Source organism: Rhodococcoides trifolii (genome assembly GCF_014635345.1).
Lineage (GTDB): Bacteria > Actinomycetota > Actinomycetes > Mycobacteriales > Mycobacteriaceae > Rhodococcoides > Rhodococcoides trifolii.
Window position 1 is genome coordinate 984,319 of record NZ_BMCU01000001.1, and the last position, 16,003, is coordinate 1,000,321.

The following is a 16,003-nucleotide window of genomic DNA, read 5'->3' on the forward strand; positions in this document are numbered from 1 at the left end:
GACTCAGGCCGTGTGGCGGGCAACCTCCGCAAGCCGACGTTCGCCGGCATCCGACTCGTCGACGATCCCACGCGCCGCCTCCTCGAGACGGTCCACGGCCCCGCGGATCAGCGAGATGTACCGTCCCGTGTCCGGCATCAACGCACGATTGGACGTCACCGACAGCCACATGGTGGGCCCGTACGACGCGATGCAGTGGGCGAGCTGAATACCTTCGGCCGTCGGAAGGGGTCCGAAGACGCCGACCATCGGCGCGCCACGGAATTCGAGCGGATCACGCACGTACGCAAGGTTGGTGATCATGGTGTTGATCAAGGCCGTCGTCGGGTTCTTCTTGGGATGCCTCATCAATTTCGACAGAACGGCGAGCAGTGGAGCGGGCGCCACGAAGAGCGGATTGGTGGGCAGCTGCGTGGTCTGCGTGGTTCCCCGGTTCTTCGCTTCTTCGGCCGACGCGTGCACGGCGCGCAGCCGAGCGAGCGGATCCGCGATGTCCGTGTGCAGGCTGAGCATCACGACGGCGATCTGGTTCGCGTTGCCCGCCTCGTTGTGATTCATGGACCTGGTGCTCATGGGGATCGACGTGCCGAGCGATTCCGTGGGCAGTTCGCCCAGTTCGCGCAGGTAGTCCGAGAGTGCCAGCGAAATCGCGGTCATCATGACGTCGTTGACCGTGACGTCCCCGAAACCGGATTTGATGGCGCGGATGCGTCCCAGATCGAACGGCGTCTGGTCGTACGTCATGTCCGGGGGAAGGTTTCGGCTGAACCGAGTTGCCGGGCGCTTCACCGGTTTCGGGGCGGTGGAGCCCGCCGCGTCCAAGGCCTTGCGGCGATCTCGGACTGCCCGCGAGTGAGTACGGAAGGCCGACACGAAGCGCCCGATCTCCGCGGGAACCTCACGCGCAGCCTGCAGTCCGGTCGGTACCTCCACGAGAGGGGCGTTCGAGGAGACCGTACGAGGCGCGCTGCCGAGGATCTGCGTGCAGAGCTTCGCGACCCCCATTCCGTCGACCGCGCTGTGGTGCGAGTGGGTGATGATGAGCATCCCGCCCTCGGGGATGCCGTCGACGCCGTGGACGTCGAGCACGAAATGGAATGCCCACGGGGGGATGTCGAACCGCGGCTGCGACGAGGCCAACGCCGCGATCTTGTCGTTGATGTAGCGGGCGTGGTCCGGCGTATCCGGTGTCGACGTGAACACGTGCTGGCTGAGATCGACCTGGCATTCGATCCACACCGGGAACGACAGATTCCCCGGAACGGTGCGTAGCCGTCGGCGAAACATGGGGTCGACGTCGACGAATTCGGCCACGAACGCCTGTGCGTCGGCTTGGTCGCGGATCGGAGACGCGGTCTTGGCCGCGTCGATCACCCAGGTCGCGATGACGGCCGCGCGTGTCTTCGGAGATTCGAAGTAGTAGTTCAGTGCGTCACGACCGGTCATGGGCGTGCCGGATTCGGGGCGCTTCTGCGTCGAGATCAAGCGCTTGGAGATCATGGGGTTCCTCCCTTGCGGCGGACGTCTCGTCGACTCTCTCGACACCCCTCCGCCCCGATCGGAGAGGACGCCCGGTACCGCGGTATTTCGTAATAAAATACCCCCTGGTCCGGGCGACAACAAGACTTTTGCCCGTTTTTCGCTCTCAAATGGGCACGGTGTCATTCATTCGGCGGATGCCCCAGCGTCACGACAACGGCGTGCTTGGACCCGCCGACCTCGGCGTGCGATATTGATGCCGACGGCAAAACTGTGAAACAAGGTGCGCAAGTGAAGAGAGCGAAGCTGCGAATGGGTAGTTCAGTCTCGAGACGAATCCTGTCCATTGCCCTGTCGGGTGCTCTGTCGCTCACGGCCGCCGCGGTGATCTCCGCGGCCCCCGCCGGCGCCGACCCCGTCTCCTCGCCTCCTCTGTCGGGGATCACCGCGTCCGACGGGACCCGCGTCGTCTCGGTGACACCCGTTCCCGGCGTGCGGCGCTTCGACGTCACCGTCTACTCGCCGTCCATGGACCGCACCGTCGACCTTCAGGTGTTCCGGCCCGCAGACACCTCCGTACCGCGCTCCACCGTCTATCTCCTCAACGGTGCAAGCGGCGGCGAGGATTCGGGGAGCAACTGGCCCGATCAGGCGGACGTCCAAGGATTCTTCGCCGACAAGAACGTCAACGTCGTGATTCCTCGGGCCGGTGCGTTCTCGTACTACACGGACTGGAAGAGCGACGACCCCGAGCTCGGACGCAACAAGTGGACGACGTTCTTCACGAAGGAGCTGCCGCCGGTTCTGAACGACTCCCTGGGCGCTACCGGCAAGCAATCGATCGCCGGAATCTCGACGTCGGGCAGTTCCGTGTTGATGCTCGCGGCGAACGCACCCACCCTGTACTCCTCCGTCGCCGCGTTCAGTGGCTGCGCACGCACGTCCGACGAGTTGGGCCAGGCATACGTGAAATTGGTCGTCGAAGCACGCGGGGGCGGCGAGACCGTAAACATGTGGGGTAAGACCGACGATCCGGACTGGGCCGCGAACGACGCCGTCCTGCAGGCCGACCGACTCCCGCGCATTCCGTACTACATCGCGACCGGCAACGGCCTTCCCGGCTTCGACGAGAATCTGCAGAGCCCGCGGATCAACGGGAACGTGAGCACGCTCGTCGACCGTGTTGTGCTCGGTGGTGGCATCGAGGCCATCACCAACGCGTGCACACACCAGCTCGCCGACCGGTTCTCCCAGCTCGGGATTCCGGCCACCTTCGACTTCCGGGACAACGGCACCCACTCGTGGGCGTACTGGGAGGACGACCTCCACAAGGCGTGGCCGATGCTGCGCGACTCGATCGGCGCCTGAGTCGTCTCAGCGCGGCGTCACCCAGATCGTGATGTCGGCGTGCACCACTTCCTTGCCGGTCTTGTCCCTGATCGCCACGGGAACGACCACCTCGCGCCCGTCCGAAGGCCACTGCACGTCCTCGAGCTCGGCCGTCGCGCGTAGCCCGGTCGTTGCCGGCGCGAGGTAGCTCACCGACATCCCCTTCGGGATCCACCGATGCGTCGACGGCACCGTGGCCTCGGCCAGCATTCCCATCGCGATCTCGGCGATGTTGCAGGCCGCGATCGCATGGAACGTCTTCAAATGGTTGTTCACTCCCCACCACTTGGGCGCCGTGACGACACAGCGGCCGGGTTCGAGTTCGATCACACGGGGGAGAACGGTCCGGAAGTACGGCACGCGCAGGCACATGCCCAGGGAGAAGGCGACGCTGCGAACAGGGCCTTTCGGCAGCTTTGTCCACATGGCATAGGTCGACGAGGTCATGGATCGCGATCTTACTGCGCGGTAAGTTCGGCGGGCACGAGGCTGATTTGAACTAGGACCCTCTCGTGGTCCATACTGTTCGGGTTGCCTTGACCAAGGTGAGGAATTCGTGCGGCCTCCGTACGGCACTTCCTCTGGTCGGGACGATGCAGTTGCTCGATGAAGGACCGTAAGACACGCGCCGGCTCAGGTGGGCGCATCCGGACATCCATGCGCAGGATTGCGACACGCCCGACCGCGTGGACCGGAGAACCATGACAGATGAACAGTGGCAACGAGATGCAGAGCGCTTTCGAGCGCGCCCGCACCCGCCTTGTTCGGATTGTTCATGGAGACCGCTTACGCATCCTCCACGCGAGTGAGTGCAGCGAAGTACCGAAAGAACAGCCGATATTCACCGGGCAAGGAAGAGGACATAAGCGTGGCGGGACAAAAGATCCGCATCAGGCTCAAGGCCTACGACCACGAGGCGATCGACGCGTCAGCGCGCAAGATCGTCGAGACCGTGACCCGCACCGGGGCACGCGTGGTCGGACCTGTGCCGTTGCCCACCGAGAAGAACGTGTACTGCGTCATTCGTTCGCCGCACAAGTACAAGGACTCGCGCGAGCACTTCGAGATGCGTACACACAAGCGGCTCATCGACATCCTGGACCCGACGCCGAAGACGGTCGACGCGCTCATGCGCATCGATCTGCCGGCAAGCGTCGACGTCAACATCCAGTGAGCGCGGAGAAGACATTGACTGACAACAAGAACCGTCCGGCCAAGGGAATTCTGGGCACCAAGCTCGGCATGACCCAGGTCTTCGACGAGAACAACCGCGTCGTTCCGGTCACCGTGATCAAGGCGGACCCGAACGTCGTCACCGCAATCCGTACCGAGGAGCGCGACGGCTACAGCGCCGTCCAGGTCGCTTTCGGTGCCATCGATCCCCGCAAGGTGAACAAGCCGGTCACCGGTCAGTTCACCAAGGCAGGCGTCACTCCCCGTCGCCACCTCGCCGAGCTTCGTGTCGCAGACACGTCCCTGTTCGAGGTCGGCCAGGAGCTCACCGCGTCCGAGTTCGAGGACGGCGCATTCGTCGACGTCACCGGAGTCAGCAAGGGCAAGGGCTTCGCCGGAACCATGAAGCGTCACGGCTTCAAGGGTCAGGGCGCGAGCCATGGTGCGCAGGCCGTGCACCGTCGTCCCGGATCCATCGGTGGCTGCGCGACTCCCGGCCGTGTCTTCAAGGGCATGCGTATGTCGGGCCGCATGGGTAGCGACCGCATCACGACGCAGAACCTCTCGGTCCACAAGGTGGACGCCGAGAACGGTCTGCTGCTGATCAAGGGTGCGATCCCGGGCCGCAAGGGCGGCGTCGTGATCGTCAAGAGCGCAGTGAAGGGTGGTGCGCGAGCATGACCAGTCTGGAAAAGAACAGCGCAACCAAGTTGACGCTGGACGTCAAGGAGGTCGGCGGCAAGACCAACGGCACCGTCGATCTCCCTGCGGAGCTCTTCGACGTCACCGCGAACATCGCGTTGATGCACCAGGTCGTCGTCGCACAGCTCGCTGCTGCACGTCAGGGCACGCACTCGACCAAGACTCGTGGCGAGGTCCGCGGCGGCGGCAAGAAGCCGTACCGCCAGAAGGGCACCGGCCGCGCACGTCAGGGCTCGACCCGCGCCCCGCAGTTCGTCGGCGGTGGAACCGTTCACGGACCGCAGCCGCGTGACTACAGCCAGCGGACCCCAAAGAAGATGATCGCCGCCGCCCTGCGCGGAGCGCTCTCCGATCGCGCCCGCAGCGAGCGCATTCACGTGATCACCGAACTCGTACCGGGACAGGTCCCGTCCACCAAGGGCGCGCAGACCTTCCTCGCCGAGCTCCACGATCGCAAGAAGACGCTTCTGGTCATCGGTCGCGAGGACCTCGCTGCATGGAAGTCCGTGCAGAACCTCGAGGGCATCCACCCGATCGCTCCCGATCAGTTGAACACGTACGACGTGCTCGAAGCAGACGACGTGGTCTTCAGCGTCGAGGCTCTGAACACGTACATCGCCGGCCCGGCTGGCAAGAAAGGTGAGGGCGAGTGAGCACCATCGCTGACCCCCGCGACATCCTGCTGGCTCCGGTCATCTCGGAGAAGTCGTACGGACTGATCGAGGAAGGCACCTACACGTTCATCGTGGCGCCCGACTCGAACAAGACGCAGATCAAGATCGCCGTCGAGAAGATCTTCGGTGTGAAGGTGACCAGCGTCAACACGATGAACCGGCAGGGCAAGCGCAAGCGGACCCGTTTCGGCTACGGCACGCGCAAGAGCACCAAGCGCGCGCTCGTGACCCTTTCGGCTGACAGCAAGCCCATCGAGATCTTCGGGGGCCCGGTCGCTTAGGCGGCCGGCGCACCGAGGGTCCTCGAGGATCAAGGGACGAGAAAAACATGGCAATTCGTAAGTACAAGCCGACCACTCCCGGTCGTCGTGGCGCGAGTGTCTCCGATTTCGCGGAGATCACGCGTTCGACACCGGAGAAGTCGCTCATCCGACCGTTGCACGGACGCGGTGGGCGTAATGCCCACGGCCGCATCACCACTCGGCACAAGGGTGGCGGTCACAAGCGCGCATACCGTCTCATCGACTTCCGTCGCAACGACAAAGACGGCGTGCCGGCCAAGGTCGCTCACATCGAGTACGACCCCAACCGCACGGCGAACATCGCCCTCCTGCACTTCGCGGACGGCGAGAAGCGCTACATCGTTGCGCCCAAGGGCATCTCGCAGGGTTCGCCCATCGAGACCGGTCCGACGGCCGACATCAAACCGGGCAACAACCTGCCGCTGCGCAACATCCCGACGGGTACCACCATCCACGCGATCGAGTTGCGTCCGGGTGGCGGAGCCAAGATGGTTCGTTCCGCCGGTGCCGGTGCTCAGCTCCTCGGTAAGGAAGGCACGTACGCCACGCTGCGTCTGCCGTCCGGTGAAATCCGTCGCGTCGACGTGCGCTGCCGCGCCACCGTCGGTGAGGTCGGCAACGCCGAGCAGTCGAACATCAACTGGGGCAAGGCCGGCCGTATGCGCTGGAAGGGCAAGCGCCCCACCGTCCGTGGTGTCGTCATGAACCCGGTCGACCACCCGCACGGTGGTGGTGAGGGCAAGACCTCCGGTGGTCGCCACCCGGTCAGCCCGTGGGGACAGCCGGAAGGCCGCACCCGCAAGAACAAGCCGAGCGATCAGCTCATCGTCCGCCGCCGCCGCACCGGCAAGAACAAGCGATAATCAGGAGGGAGTAGCAGATGCCACGCAGTCTGAAGAAAGGCCCGTTCGTCGACGACCACCTCCTGAAAAAGGTGGACGTTCAGAACGACAAGGGCACGAAGCAGGTCATCAAGACCTGGTCACGCCGCTCGACCATCACCCCCGACTTCATCGGTCACACGTTTGCCGTTCACGACGGACGCAAGCACGTACCGGTGTTCGTCTCGGACGCGATGGTCGGACACAAGCTCGGTGAGTTCGCGCCGACCAGGACCTTCAAGGGTCACATCAAGGACGACCGGAAGGCGAAGCGTCGATGACCAACTACACCGAGACCGCGAACCCGACCGCTCGGGCCACGGCCAAGCACGTTCGTGTGACGCCGATGAAGGCGCGACGCGTCGTCGATCTGGTCCGCGGCCGCAGCGTCACCGACGCACTCAACATCCTCAAGTTCGCACCGCAGGCGGCCAGCGAGCCGGTTGCGAAGGTCGTCGCAAGCGCGGCTGCCAACGCGGAGAACAACTTGGACCTCGATCCGAGCACGCTGATCGTTGCTGCTGCCTACGTCGACGAGGGTGCAACCCTCAAGCGTTTCCAGCCGCGTGCACAGGGTCGGGCGTTCCGCATTCGTAAGCGCACGTCTCACATCACGGTCATCGTGGAGAGCATCCCGAAAACGGGTGGCTCGACACGTGGTCGCCGGAAGGGAGCTCAGTAGTGGGCCAGAAGATCAACCCGCACGGCTTCCGCCTCGGCATCACGACCGACTGGAAGTCGCGCTGGTACGCAGACAAGCAGTACTCGGAGTACGTCGGTGAAGACGTCGCCATCCGCAAGCTCCTCGCCACAGGCATGGAGCGGGCCGGCATCGCGAAGGTCGAGATCGAGCGCACGCGTGACCGCGTTCGCGTCGACATCCACACCGCGCGTCCGGGCATCGTCATCGGTCGCCGCGGCGCCGAGGCCGATCGCATCCGTTCCGAGCTCGAGAAGCTGACCGGCAAGCAGGTCCAGCTCAACATCCTCGAGGTCAAGAACGCCGAGTCCGAGGCGCAGCTCGTCGCACAGGGTGTGGCCGAGCAGCTCTCGAACCGCGTCGCGTTCCGTCGTGCGATGCGCAAGGCCATCCAGTCGGCCATGCGTCAGCCGAACGTCAAGGGAATCCGAGTCCAGTGCTCGGGTCGTCTCGGCGGCGCGGAAATGTCGCGTTCGGAGTTCTACCGCGAAGGTCGCGTTCCGCTGCACACGCTGCGTGCGGACATCGACTACGGCCTCTACGAGGCAAAGACCACCTTCGGCCGTATCGGTGTGAAGGTCTGGATCTACAAGGGCGACATCGTCGGTGGCAAGCGTGAAGCCGTAGCCGCCGCTGCTCCGGCAGGCGATCGCCCCCGCCGCGAGCGTCCGTCCCGTCCGCGTCGCAGCGGTGCCTCGGGCACCACGGCGACCAGCACCGAGGCCGGCCGCGCAGCAACCGCAACAGCCGAGGCTCCGGCTTCGGCCGAGCCCACGAAGGAGGGCTGACGCATGCTGATCCCACGCCGGGTCAAGCACCGCAAGCAGCACCACCCGGGTCGTAGTGGCGCCGCCAAGGGCGGCACGCAGGTCACGTTCGGTGAATGGGGCATTCAGGCTCTCGAGCCCGCTTACATCACCAACCGTCAGATCGAATCGGCTCGTATCGCGATCACTCGCCACATCAAGCGTGGCGGCAAGGTCTGGATCAACATCTACCCGGACCGTCCGCTCACCAAGAAGCCTGCCGAGACCCGCATGGGTTCCGGTAAGGGTTCGCCGGAGTGGTGGATCGCCAACGTCAAGCCGGGACGCGTGCTCTTCGAGCTCAGCTACCCCGACGAGCAGGTCGCGAAAGAGGCACTCACTCGCGCGATCCACAAGCTGCCGATCAAGGCACGCATCATCACGAGGGAGGTGCAGTTCTGATGGCTACCGGTACCCCGGCTGCTGAGCTCCGCGAGCTCACAGAAGAAGAACTGATCACCCGCCTTCGTGAGTCGAAGGAGGAGCTGTTCAACCTCCGCTTCCAGATGGCCACCGGCCAGCTGGACAACAACCGTCGTCTGCGCGTGGTTCGCCACGAGATCGCGCGGATCTACACAGTGATGCGCGAGCGTGAGCTCGGGCTTGCTGCCGGACCGGCCGAGGACACGGCAGGTGACGCAGCATGAGCGAGGAAACAGTGACCAGCACAGAAGCAACGCGCAACAGCCGCAAGGTTCGTATCGGCTACGTCGTCTCCGACAAGATGGAGAAGACGATCGTCGTCGAGCTCGAGGACCGTGTGAAGCACGCCCTCTACGGCAAGATCATCCGCCGCACCACCAAGGTGAAGGCACATGACGAGAACGGAGTTGCCGGCGTCGGCGACCGCGTTCAGCTCATGGAGACCCGTCCCCTGTCCGCCACGAAGCACTGGCGGCTCGTGGAGGTTCTCGAGAAGGCCAAGTAAGCCCTCTCTGTTCTCGAAGGCCCCGGTTGCGCTCAGCGCGGCCGGGGCTTTCTGCGTGCCTGGCTAGACTCGTCCCACGGGAAGGGATGCCGATGGATGCACTGTTCGAGTTCGCAGGAAACTACTGGTGGCTCGTCTTCGTCTTCGGCGGGTCCATCGCCGGTGCGGTGAAGGGTGTCGGTGCCGCCAACGAACGCCGCGCCGAACGGCGACTCGAGCGATACCGCATCAAACAGCAGTCCAAGGTCGCGGCGCTCGAGCTCACCAAGAAGACGAGCGCGGACAAGGACACGCAACGTCGCGGGATCGACAAGACCCTGGCCGAACACGACGACGTCAACATGCGCTGGTTCGCCTACGAGACCGACGTCATCAACCTGCTCGAGTACCCGATGATGACGAACATGCGTGATCCGATGACCGTCGCGTTCCATCGAGCGAAACTCGAGGCCGACTCCCTCCGACCGAACGCGGCGAACGACCTCGTCGGCGACATCGACGCGCAGAACTCGTATCGCGCTGCGGTACACGACTATTCGGTCGCCTTCGCGGCCGCCGAGTCCGAGGCCAAGCGCCGCCGCCGCGGAGACTTCAGTGAGCCGGAGCAGAACCGTCTGAACCGGGCACAGTCCTTGCTGCGGATGGCGATGGATGGCGGCGCCACCCCCGCCGAGCGCCAAGCCGCCTACCGCAAGGCGCGCAGCGAACTCGAAGGACTTGTGACGCTGCCGACGACGGCCTACGCCCAGATCGAGCAGCGGATCGCCGGCGCGCTCGAAGCCTAGGGTCGGGCGATCTCCAGCACTTCTTCTTCCGTCGGTGGGCTCTTCGGGTGGTACGTCAGGCACAGTGGTGTCGCGGTGCGGCGGAACTCCGAGCCCTCGACGGCGGCGTAGAACTGACCGGCGGTCAGCCGTCCGACGTCGGGCACCGACCCGCCCTTGGCGCGTGCCATCTCCTGTGCGGCTGCGATCTGCGCGGGACTGTTCAGCAGGCCGTAGAACTGGGTCGACGCGTTGCCCGCGATCCGGTTGTGCAGACCCTTGGGCGCTTGCGTCGCGTAGACAAGCCCGAGTCCGTACTTACGGGCCTGCGACGCCAGAGCCAAGGTGCTTCGGGTAGCTGCCGTGGTGCGGTCGGACGGAGCGAAGTTCTGAGCCTCGTCCATCACGAACAGCCCGCCGAGTGGGCGGTCACCGGCCGGGTTCTTCTTGATCCACGCGAACAGGCCCATCTGCAGCTGGTTCACGAAGTTCTGTTTCTGCTCCTCCGTGGTGAGTCCGGACAGGTTGACGACGGATACCCGCGCCTTTTTTCCGGCCGGAGGAGTGAGGAGGACGGCGGGATCGACCGGTGTTCCCGATCCCGCGAACATCGGGTCGTTGGTCATCGCGGCTTTCAGGTTCTCGGCGAGACCGGCCGCGATGCGCACCGCATCGCGCATCTCTGACACATCCTCGGGGAGGTCTTCGAGCAGGTCGACGAACTGCGCAAGGGTGCGTCCGCCGCTTCGGCCGAAGCTGTCGACGGCGCGGCGCAGCACCGCTTCACGGTGCGTCGCCTTCTCCGAGCCCCCCTTGATTCCCGCCGCCGGTGCGAGAGCTGCCATGGCGGACTCGACCGATTCGTCGAACTCGTCCGGATCGCCGAGCACCGACGCGAAGTCTGGTAACGGCTGGAAGCTCAGCGGTCGGCCCGCCGACTTGCGAGGCGTCCACACGACGACGTCCGTGTCGCGGAGATACGCAGCAGCTTTCGCTTCGTCGCCCGGCGGCCACGTACGCTCGTCGTCCGGCCACGGCGTTCCCAGCCGGGCAAGGTCGTTGTTGATGTCCAGCACGATCGACGAGACACCTTGCAGGGCAACCTCTTCGACTAATCGCCGGATGAGAACGGTTTTTCCCGAGCCCGATCCCGCGAAAATCGCGGTGTGTTTGCGAAGGGCTTCGAGCGCGATGTGGACTTCGGCGTTGGTGGTCACGTCACTGCCCACGACGATGGCGGGCGAGCGTGAGGCACCGGTAAGCTCCTCGGTCGCTTCGGGTTCGGCCGCGATGAGCGCGGTGTCGTCGTCGACCACACTGACCGCCGGCAGGACCTCACGGAACAGTTCGACGTCGTGCGCGGGTTTGCGTGCGAGCAGCCACGACGTCAGAGCGGGCGAATTCTCCGCGAGCAGGGTGCCGATCGCGGACAGGGACCGACGATCCTCGTCGGACAGCGTCGCCTGAACGCCACCGGCACGTCGGAACGCGGCCAGCGTCTGCTCGGTCTTGGCTCCGTTGGGCCAGCCGGTGTTACGGATCAGGATCAACCGGCGGCGGGGCATGTCGATGTTCAAACCGGCGGCGGTCACGGCCTTTTCGACGCGCGCGAGCGCCGCGCGAGCGTTGAGGGTGGTGATGGCGCGGAAGCACCAATGTTCCTCGTCGTCGGTGTCTGTGTCGACGGTGTGCCGCAGACGGGCGTGCAACGCGGGTTTGCCGCTGGGAGGTGGGTCCTGCGCCAGGCTGTCGTCCGAGCTCTGGTGCTCGTGAATCCACGCGGTCAGACCCGCCGACAGCAGTGCGGGGACGACGGTGTCCTCGGTGATGCCCGTGATCGCTGTCGTTAGGTCTGCTGCCGAACGCAATTCGGCATAACGGCTGTCGAGTGCATCCATTTCCTTCTGGAGAATCGGAGGCAGGACCGGCTTTTCCGACGGCCCGCTGCTCTCACGGAAATCGACGAGCTCCCGCGCTTCGCCCACGTCCAGGCAGTGCCGGATGTGGCGGTCGACCGCGATCAGCAGTTGTCGAGGCGTGAAGTCGGGAGCCTGCTCGAACGCCTCGCGGGCGACCGGCCACGTCGCGTGCGGCGGCACGAATCCGATTTCGCGGAAGCAGGCCTGCAGGCGTCGTCCCAGAAGCAGTCGGCCCACTTCCGACGACGGGATACGCTCGAGATCCTGGGTGATCCGGAACCGGTCCTTCACCGGGCCGGTGCCGCGGGAGGCGATGAGGTCCCACGCGCTCGACAGTGCGGACAGCACGGATGCCGTGCGCGGCAACGTTTCTCGCAGGGACATCAGTCCGTGAGCAAGATGCTCGACGACCTTGTCCTCCTGCGCATCGGCGGCAACCTTGTCCGCTCCGGTGCGGGCTTGCGCGACGAGGGTGTCGATCTGGTCGATGGCAAGGATCGTCGGGCCGGTGATCGCGAGCAGTCTGGAGATGTTCTCGGCGATGCCTTGGTGTCCGAGTTCGGCGCGGCGAATGCCCCACGGCTCGAACTCTTCCGGAGCGACGTCGTCGATGGACTGGAGGTAGGCGTCTCCGATGTCCTGCACGGTCGGATCCGGGGCGATGGACAGCACGAGCGCGCGCAACGTGTGCTGCGACGTTCGTCGGTGCCGAGGATGAACCTTGTAGACGGCCGTCACGAACTCGTTCAGCGTCTCGAGGTCGATCATCGACTCGCCCAACACCTTCGCGCGGCGCGCGTCGTCGATCCCGCCGAGTTCGCACATGCGTGTCAACATCAAGCCGAGCTGGCTCACGCCGGCCCGGCCCGACGGGCGCGTGAGGTCGTCGAGCATGCCCATCAACGTCGAGCGCCAGAAACCGGCCGCGTCGAGGAGTCGAATCAGGAAGAAGTAGCCGCCCCGTTCCTGCACCTCCTCGCGCACCTGACCGAGCAAGTGGGTCTTGCCCGATCCCGCCGGTCCGCGGACGACGACACCCAGAGGGCTTGCGTCGTCGGACTTCTCCGCGTCGGCATACGCGTTCATGACGTCGGAGAAGACGCGGTCGTGAAGGCCGGGGACGTGCACGTCGGACTGCGAGCGCCAGACGTCGTCGGGCGTGGGAGCCCAACTCAGGCGGACGGATTCGAGTGCGTGGATCTGATCGGCTGCGGTGCTCACTGGACTACCTATCACGAGTGGATCGCCAGAAGGTGGTTGTGCTGGTTGCCGACGACGACGGCAGCATCGCGGTCCTCGTCGGTGAGCGTCTTCTGATTCTCTTCCGGAATCAGGTGCACCCCCGGTTCGCGTTGGAGTTCGTAGATCGCGGCGTCGAGGTCGGCGCGGGGGATTCCGTCCAGAGCGGGCCGTAGACGCGAGAGCCGCACGTACGCACCGGGTTCGGAGGCCAGGGACGCGTAGGCGTCCCGCACATGTTGGGCGACGTCGGTGGCCGGACCGATCACGATGGGTGCCCGGTCCGGTGCCACCGAGATCACGGACGGGGTGTCACGGGGGAAGAACACTTCGGCCGGGCGTATGTCGTCGCGGTGGAACCACCGCCCGAGGCCGGCCATCACGGTGAAGAGGGCCTTGCTGGGTCCAGCGGCGCCCTTGGGTGCCTCGGTTCCCATGAGGTCCGAGCAGAACTTCCAGCCCTTGTCGGTGAGTTCGAGGGTCATCGACCGACCGTCCTTGCCGATGTCGATGAGACCGCGGTTCTGCAGTCGGTCGCGCTGGGGTTTCTTCAGCTCCGGACCCAGCGTTGCCAGGTCCGGGTTCCGCACCGAGCGAGCCTCGGCCATCAGAACCATCAGCACCGCGATCTCCGTGCCGGTCAACTCGTCCGCGCTCACGTGTGAGCCCCCTTCGATCGTTGTGTCACAGCTTGGTGGATTGTCGCCAACACGCGTTCATGGTCGGCGTGCACGTCGTCGTTGGTGAATCGCAGAACCATGTAACCGTGCGTCTGCAGCGCATTGTCGCGGGAGCGGTCGGCGGAGAACTTGCCCCGCGCTCGATGCTCGGGGCCGTCGATCTCGACGACCACCTTCGCGTCGGCCCACAGCACGTCGACCGTGAACGGCGGGGACAGCTCGGTGAGCTTCAAGGTGCGGTTGTGGCCGCGGCCGGCCGCCCACTCACGCGCGGACAACAGTCGACACAGCGTGTCTTCCGCCGCGCTCGCCGCGTGCGGGCGACCTTCGACGGGTGGAAAGCTCATCGGGCGGAATCGGTCCACGATCGTCACCACGTCGGCCGGCGCACGCGGCGCATCGACGCGGACCCGGGGAAAGCGGTCGACCTCGTCGGCGCCGATCAACCACACGCCGATGCTGTTGCTGCACAACCATTCCGCCATGGCCGACACGGCGTCTCGGTCGGCGTCGGCAGGCACGTCGACGATCAGCACGGTCGTCGAGCGACCGTGTGCGGCGGCGATGACACGGCCGGCTTCGGTCGCTCGGGTCTCGCGAGCGAAGGCGTCGCCCCGCGGCGCGCGTTCGTCCATCCGCGCGTCCACGAGGTGCGCGAGGTACGGCCCGAAGAGATTCGACGTCGACGCGACGTCGTGAGCTCGTACCCGGGCGCTGTCTCGTGCCAGATTCGACCGGTCGTCGTCGCTGTACCCCGGCAGCCAGATCGGGACGAGGTCCACGGCCGCCTGTTCGAGCGCATCGACCACCGCGGCCGCCATCTGCGAGGCGGTGCCTGCGGTGAGCGCGAAGAAGAGCGGGGCGGGGGCGTCGGCTGGCAGCGGATCCACCGACTCGGCGAGATCACGGAACGACGGACCGTCGAGTCGGACCACCCGATCGAGGGGCAACCGTCGCCACCAGGGCGGCGCGTCGAAGTCGACTGCGGTCACAGCGGCGTCACCCCCATTTCGCCCGATTCCATCGTAGGAAACCGTACGCGGGAGCAAGAACCCGGGTCGGGCGGGCTCACCGTCCGAGCAGACCGCCCAGCGCCCCGCCGACACCGGACTGCTGGCCACCGCCGGTTCCGCCGATCATGCCGCCCGGCGGCTCCTCCGAAGGCTGCACCACGACGAAACCCTGTCCGGAGAACGAGAGTGTGAACCGTTCCCCGGTGCTCCGGCCGATGAGCGTCCCGAAGTTCATCTGGTCGTTTCGCTTCACGCCCGTCTGCAGGCTCGACGACCAGCACACAGCGGCCTGCGGATCGGCGAAGGTCGGCTGGTCCACGTTCAGCACCACCGGGACGCCGTCGGTGGTGATCGCGATGCGACCGCGGCCGGTGAAGACGCAGTTGAACAGCCCGGCGTTGCTGCCCATCGCGGCGCCCTGCACACGGCCGATCTTGTACGACAGAGTCGTGTCGAACGCCAGGACGTTGGCACCGTTGATGGTGAGACCGTCGCTGCCGTCGAGGTCGATGATGTGGACGTCCTGGGCGGCGTTGGCGAGGAACAGGTCGCCCCGACCGCTGACCTTCATCAGCGGCACTCCTTCACCGGAAAGCTTCTGCCGGACGATGTTTCCGATGCCGCCGGCGCCGAGGGCTTCGAACTTCAGGTCGCCCTGGTACGCGATCATGGATCCGGCGCGGGCCATGACCTCACCGTTCATGCCGACCTTGGCCATTTTGCTGCCCTGCTTCTGAATTCCGACGCCGGCGGTCGATTCGGCGTAGTTCGGGGCGAACAGTTCGCTCTGCATGGGTAGCGCTCCCTGGGTCGGTACTGGTGCTGGTGCCGCTTGCTGTGCGGGTGGCTCGTCGTCGATCGAGATGCCGAATGCAATCGCGATTCCGGCCAATCCGTTGTCGAATCCCTGGCCGACGGCGCGAATTTTCCAGGCGCCGCTGCGTCGGTAGATTTCCAGGCAGACGACGGCCGACTCGGTGCTCAATCCGGTGATGTCGAAATGCACCACTTCCTGTCCGCTGGGGTCGGCGACGCCGATGGCCAGGAACCCGGCTCCAGCGAAAGTCGCCGGACCGGTTCCGTCGAGGCTTGCGGTGATGGCGACGGTCTCGACGTCGGGCGGGAGGGCACTCGTCTGCACGTGGACGATCGAACCGTCGTAGCGCACTCCGGGGCCGGACGGGTTGTTGAAGAAGACGAGGTCGTCGTCGGACCTGACCTTGCCGTCGGCGGCGAGCAGGAGTGCGGACACGTCCAGCGCCGATGCCCCGGCGACCGTCACTCCGAGCGTCTCCGACGGCGCGGGACAGTTCTCTCCGCGGGCGAGGGTCTTCACGGCGTCCAGTGTGCACGG

General features: G+C 65.6%; 19 protein-coding genes. 13 read left to right on the top strand and 6 right to left on the bottom strand.

The annotated features are described in order from the left end of the window. Positions 1–3: 3 nt before the first annotated feature. Positions 4–1,500 (bottom strand): wax ester/triacylglycerol synthase domain-containing protein, encoded by a 1,497-nt coding sequence (locus tag IEW02_RS04580; RefSeq protein WP_188543464.1) that lies wholly within the window; start codon positions 1,498–1,500, stop codon positions 4–6. 291 nt (positions 1,501–1,791) lie between these two features. On the opposite strand from IEW02_RS04580, the gene IEW02_RS04585 reads away from it, so the two are divergent. Beyond that, a complete protein-coding gene (locus tag IEW02_RS04585) occupies positions 1,792–2,847 on the top strand; it encodes an alpha/beta hydrolase (protein ID WP_188544013.1) in 1,056 nt (351 codons plus the stop codon). 6 nt (positions 2,848–2,853) lie between these two features. Here IEW02_RS04585 and IEW02_RS04590 read toward each other — a convergent pair whose 3' ends face one another. Then, positions 2,854–3,315 carry a hotdog fold domain-containing protein gene (locus IEW02_RS04590; RefSeq protein WP_188543465.1) on the bottom strand — a complete coding sequence of 154 codons (462 nt, stop codon included), beginning with the start codon at positions 3,313–3,315 and terminating at the stop codon, positions 2,854–2,856. 421 nt (positions 3,316–3,736) lie between these two features. On the opposite strand from IEW02_RS04590, the gene rpsJ reads away from it, so the two are divergent. From rpsJ to IEW02_RS04650, 12 genes are all read left to right on the top strand, one after another. Next, the gene (rpsJ, locus tag IEW02_RS04595; protein ID WP_003938093.1) at positions 3,737–4,042 is read left to right on the top strand and encodes a 30S ribosomal protein S10; all 306 of its coding nucleotides are present in this window, start codon (positions 3,737–3,739) and stop codon (positions 4,040–4,042) included. 14 nt (positions 4,043–4,056) lie between these two features. Continuing rightward, positions 4,057–4,722 (top strand): 50S ribosomal protein L3, encoded by a 666-nt coding sequence (gene rplC / locus IEW02_RS04600; RefSeq protein ID WP_188543466.1) that lies wholly within the window; start codon positions 4,057–4,059, stop codon positions 4,720–4,722. After that, the gene (gene rplD, locus IEW02_RS04605) at positions 4,719–5,396 is read left to right on the top strand and encodes a 50S ribosomal protein L4 (protein WP_188543467.1); all 678 of its coding nucleotides are present in this window, start codon (positions 4,719–4,721) and stop codon (positions 5,394–5,396) included. Before rplC ends, rplD begins: the two co-directional genes overlap by 4 nt. After that, positions 5,393–5,698, top strand: coding sequence for a 50S ribosomal protein L23 (gene rplW, locus IEW02_RS04610; RefSeq protein WP_188543468.1), 306 nt, complete (start codon positions 5,393–5,395; stop codon positions 5,696–5,698). The genes rplD and rplW overlap by 4 nt, the downstream gene beginning before the upstream one ends. Before the next feature lie 47 nt (positions 5,699–5,745). Next, positions 5,746–6,582, top strand: a complete 837-nt coding sequence (gene rplB / locus IEW02_RS04615) for a 50S ribosomal protein L2 (protein ID WP_188543469.1) — start codon at positions 5,746–5,748, stop codon at positions 6,580–6,582. A 17-nt stretch (positions 6,583–6,599) separates the two neighbouring features. Continuing rightward, entirely contained in the window at positions 6,600–6,881 is a 282-nt protein-coding gene (rpsS, locus tag IEW02_RS04620; protein ID WP_027504650.1) for a 30S ribosomal protein S19, read from the top strand. After that, positions 6,878–7,282 carry a 50S ribosomal protein L22 gene (rplV, locus tag IEW02_RS04625; protein WP_188543470.1) on the top strand — a complete coding sequence of 135 codons (405 nt, stop codon included), beginning with the start codon at positions 6,878–6,880 and terminating at the stop codon, positions 7,280–7,282. Before rpsS ends, rplV begins: the two co-directional genes overlap by 4 nt. Next, positions 7,282–8,088, top strand: coding sequence for a 30S ribosomal protein S3 (gene rpsC, locus IEW02_RS04630; RefSeq protein WP_188543471.1), 807 nt, complete (start codon positions 7,282–7,284; stop codon positions 8,086–8,088). Before rplV ends, rpsC begins: the two co-directional genes overlap by 1 nt. 3 nt (positions 8,089–8,091) lie before the next feature. Continuing rightward, positions 8,092–8,508 carry a 50S ribosomal protein L16 gene (gene rplP, locus IEW02_RS04635; protein ID WP_188543472.1) on the top strand — a complete coding sequence of 139 codons (417 nt, stop codon included), beginning with the start codon at positions 8,092–8,094 and terminating at the stop codon, positions 8,506–8,508. Then, positions 8,508–8,753 (top strand): 50S ribosomal protein L29, encoded by a 246-nt coding sequence (gene rpmC / locus IEW02_RS04640; protein ID WP_188543473.1) that lies wholly within the window; start codon positions 8,508–8,510, stop codon positions 8,751–8,753. Before rplP ends, rpmC begins: the two co-directional genes overlap by 1 nt. Next, entirely contained in the window at positions 8,750–9,034 is a 285-nt protein-coding gene (gene rpsQ / locus IEW02_RS04645; protein ID WP_188543474.1) for a 30S ribosomal protein S17, read from the top strand. The genes rpmC and rpsQ overlap by 4 nt, the downstream gene beginning before the upstream one ends. Positions 9,035–9,126: 92 nt before the next feature. Further along, positions 9,127–9,819: a hypothetical protein gene (locus IEW02_RS04650; protein ID WP_188543475.1), complete on the top strand. Its 693-nt coding sequence runs from the start codon at positions 9,127–9,129 to the stop codon at positions 9,817–9,819. On the opposite strand, the gene IEW02_RS04655 is transcribed toward IEW02_RS04650, so the two are convergent. The 4 genes from IEW02_RS04655 to IEW02_RS04670 form a co-directional block, all read right to left on the bottom strand. After that, positions 9,816–12,938, bottom strand: coding sequence for a helicase HerA domain-containing protein (locus IEW02_RS04655; protein WP_188543476.1), 3,123 nt, complete (start codon positions 12,936–12,938; stop codon positions 9,816–9,818). The genes IEW02_RS04650 and IEW02_RS04655 overlap by 4 nt on opposite strands. 11 nt (positions 12,939–12,949) lie before the next feature. Further along, positions 12,950–13,615 (bottom strand): hypothetical protein, encoded by a 666-nt coding sequence (locus tag IEW02_RS04660; protein WP_188543477.1) that lies wholly within the window; start codon positions 13,613–13,615, stop codon positions 12,950–12,952. Continuing rightward, a complete protein-coding gene (locus tag IEW02_RS04665) occupies positions 13,612–14,628 on the bottom strand; it encodes an endonuclease domain-containing protein (RefSeq protein WP_188543478.1) in 1,017 nt (338 codons plus the stop codon). Before IEW02_RS04665 ends, IEW02_RS04660 begins: the two co-directional genes overlap by 4 nt. A gap of 76 nt (positions 14,629–14,704) precedes the next feature. After that, a complete protein-coding gene (locus tag IEW02_RS04670; protein WP_188544014.1) occupies positions 14,705–15,994 on the bottom strand; it encodes an AIM24 family protein in 1,290 nt (429 codons plus the stop codon). Positions 15,995–16,003 lie beyond the last annotated feature (9 nt).